Source organism: Vibrio brasiliensis LMG 20546 (genome assembly GCF_000189255.1).
Classification (GTDB): domain Bacteria; phylum Pseudomonadota; class Gammaproteobacteria; order Enterobacterales; family Vibrionaceae; genus Vibrio; species Vibrio brasiliensis.
Genome location: NZ_AEVS01000065.1, coordinates 1 through 3,120 on the forward strand (window position 1 = coordinate 1; position 3,120 = coordinate 3,120).

The 3,120-nt window shown below is 45.1% G+C and carries 3 protein-coding genes and 1 pseudogene; 2 read left to right on the forward strand and 2 right to left on the reverse strand.

Features of this window, described 5'->3' with window-relative positions:
• Positions 1–20: 20 nt before the first annotated feature.
• Complete coding sequence (locus RH46_RS10950) at positions 21–755, reverse strand: flagellar brake protein (RefSeq protein ID WP_006879507.1); 735 nt, start codon at positions 753–755, stop codon at positions 21–23.
• A gap of 299 nt (positions 756–1,054) precedes the next feature.
• Between RH46_RS10950 and RH46_RS10955 the strand changes: the two genes are divergently transcribed.
• A complete protein-coding gene (locus tag RH46_RS10955; protein WP_006879508.1) occupies positions 1,055–2,029 on the forward strand; it encodes an aminoglycoside phosphotransferase family protein in 975 nt (324 codons plus the stop codon).
• 13 nt (positions 2,030–2,042) lie between these two features.
• Here RH46_RS10955 and RH46_RS10960 read toward each other — a convergent pair whose 3' ends face one another.
• A complete protein-coding gene (locus tag RH46_RS10960; protein WP_006879509.1) occupies positions 2,043–2,534 on the reverse strand; it encodes a GNAT family N-acetyltransferase in 492 nt (163 codons plus the stop codon).
• A 216-nt stretch (positions 2,535–2,750) separates the two neighbouring features.
• Between RH46_RS10960 and RH46_RS10965 the strand changes: the two are divergent.
• Positions 2,751–3,120: pseudogene (locus RH46_RS10965) on the forward strand (MFS transporter); the annotation flags it as partial.

Here is a 3,120-nt window from a genome sequence, read left to right on the forward strand (position 1 = left end):
GGCGTTTTTGTTTCATTCGCTTATCTTAGTGTCAGCTTAGTGCCGTTGAATTTTAAGTGACCGAGCAGTATTTTTGCGTTGTTTTTACCACTGTCGGTAAAGGCAACTCCATAGCGCGCATAGTGGAGTGAGCGTTGAAGATTGCATACTTTGCCATACAGCGGTTCGAAACGTGGGCCTTTCGGGGTGTTAAGCTGTACATGTAAGGCAATCTCTTCACCAACCTGAAATGGTCGACTGAGTGGTGCTGTGATAAAACGGCAGCCACCTTTAGAGAGGTCGCGGATTTCACACTCAAGTCTGTGACTATCTGCCTCAACTCGCGCAAGAAGGTTAACATCGAAACGAGGTTCCTTACGTAACTGAGTGACCTGCATAGTCTGAGGTACTGATAGCGCCACCATTGGTACCGGGGCTGTCATTACATGCTGAAGCTGCGCGCGGAAATGAACCACAGCCCCTTCACCGCGTGGTGAGATAGCGCGAATCGTTGCCCAGAAGCCTTCCTGGAAAAAGTACTCCAAGTCATCTTCAGAGATCTTTGGCAGTTCTGCTAAAACAATATTGTTGGAATGTGTGCCAATAAAAGAAGTTTTACAACGAAAACTGGTACCGACAGGTGTCGAAATGCCAATGGTCAGTTCACCACCATGTTCAATCATTGCCAGCGCGTCAGTGCTATTTAATATCGAAACACTTTTTTCATTTGAGGAGCGAGCTGTATGCTCTTTATGCGCCACCGCTGAGTTATTCATCTAGCCTCCGTTGCTCCTACCTTATTATTCTTGTTACGGTAGGTCTGTATTTGTCATCCGACCTGTAAGGTTTATACAGACGGATAAGCTCAATTCTATGTGGGGTTTGCTGATTGTTCAAATACCAAATAGGCCTATAAATTTGATTTGGGTATCATTTTTGATAGATATAGAAGTTTATAAGTGCATGTTTGGTGAATTAAACTCACATTTTTTATCTGGATAATTGGACTAGTCACCACATGGCTTGGCAATTATGATAAGGCTCCTGTTTGGCTGAGTCTCACTAGCGAGTAAACATGAATCAAGACTTTTATCTGCCGTTAATCTCTGAGTTAGGTTATCGGAATATTAATTCGTTAGAGGTTCTACAAACTCTTTGGGGAGGTTATGGACAGTTAGTCAGACTTCATCTCGATGGTGGTAGCATTATTGTAAAGCATATCCAGCTGCCTCAACCTGCCCATCATCCCAGAGGCTGGAATACTGAGTTATCCCACCAAAGAAAACTGCGCTCTTATCAGGTCGAGCTGAACTGGTATCAGAATACGGCGGGTAACTGTTTCGCCAGAGTGCCAAAACCGCTTAAGGTAATTCAGCACGATGACGAATTGCTGCTAGTCATGGAAGATCTAAAGCAGGCTGGGTTTAGTGAGGTTGTCACTCAGGCAAGCAAGAGTCATCTGAGTGCGTGTCTGCGTTGGTTGGCGGAGTTTCATGCTCAACATATCGGTCACACTGGTGAAGAGTTGTGGGAAGTCGGCACCTACTGGCACCTGGATACTCGTCCTGATGAATTACTGGCGCTGAAGGACTCAGAGCTTAAACAGCAGGCAAAGCGTATTGATCAAGTGTTGCGAGACGCTCCTTATCAGACGTTAGTCCATGGCGATGCTAAGCTGGCAAATTTCTGTTTTACCCCTGATGGTCAGCAGGCTGCTGCGGTTGATTTTCAATACATTGGTCGTGGTTGTGCGATGAAAGATGTCGCTCTTTTTATTAGTAGTGCGGTGGAACCTGAACAGTGTGAAGAGCTAGAAGAGTGGCTTTTGGATGAGTATTTCGCTCACCTTGAAAGTGCGGTTAAGACTCATCAACCAGAGTTATCCGCTGAGGATGTGGAGCTAGCGTGGCGACCACTGTTTGCTATTGCCTGGGCTGACTTTCAGCGTTTTGTCAAAGGCTGGAGTCCGGGCCACTGGAAGATTAATCCTTACACAGAAGGTTTGAAAGAACGGGCCTTAGATATGCTCAAGGCTTACCCTGAGCGGTAAGCCTTGATTCGTTTTATGCTTTTATCCGCGCCATGTAGAGAGTATTGATGTACTCCCCATCTCTGAACGAGGCACATTTGGCTTCGCCTTCAATTTCAAAACCAAACTTTTTGTAGCAGGCAATCGCGGTTTGGTTATCGCTGTTAACGTCAATCTGGATGCGCTTGATCTGCAACCAGTTATCGGCAAGATCCAGCACAGTTTCGATCATCTTGCTACCGATACCTAATCCATGAAAGTCATCATGAACACCAAGACCGAAGCTACCACAGTGCGCTGTTCTCGGGCGTTGTGACTGCTCAAAACCAATGTTGCCAACGATTTTCCCATCCACTTCAGCAACGAAGCTATAGACTCCCTCAGGCATGTTTTCCAGTCGGTTCGTCCACATTGCTACAGAAGGCTTTGGCAGTTGGAGGGTCTCACGCTGTGCTTTTGGCTGAGCGTAGATTTCACATATTGCAGCTGCATCACTGACTTGAGTCGGACGAATTACTATTTCCATATTATTGTCTCTTCGACTGGTTAAACATTAGTTCACCATAACGAGATTAATCGTAATGATAAAGCATTGTTTTTACATTTATCTTCCCAGTAGTGATTGATGCTATCTGTTGATAAAAGCATCGAATTCGGGACGCGAAAGTAAAATTTGCAAATCTGATTGTTTCTTATCTGCAAGCGATCTAATGTAACAACTTGTTTACTTAAGGAATCCGTCATGAATCATTCTGCGAGTTGGAAAACTCCGCAAAACTTCCTGCTACTTATCTCGATTGTGGTGCCTGTTGCTTTCTCCAGCTGGATGGCGCTGTTGAATAACTTTGTTATTGAGCGGGCGAATTTTGACGGTTCTGATATTGGTCTGCTGCAAAGTGTACGCGAGATACCAGGCTTTCTGGCTTTTACTGCAGTGTTTGTGCTGCTGTTTATTCGCGAGCAACGCTTTATGCTGCTGTCCCTTAGCGCATTAACCATAGGTACTGCAATAACTGGCTTTTTCCCTTCCGTTTTTGGTTTATTGCTGACGACCTTGTTGATGTCGACCGGATTTCATTACTTTGAAACCCTTAAGCAATCCCTGTCTCTGC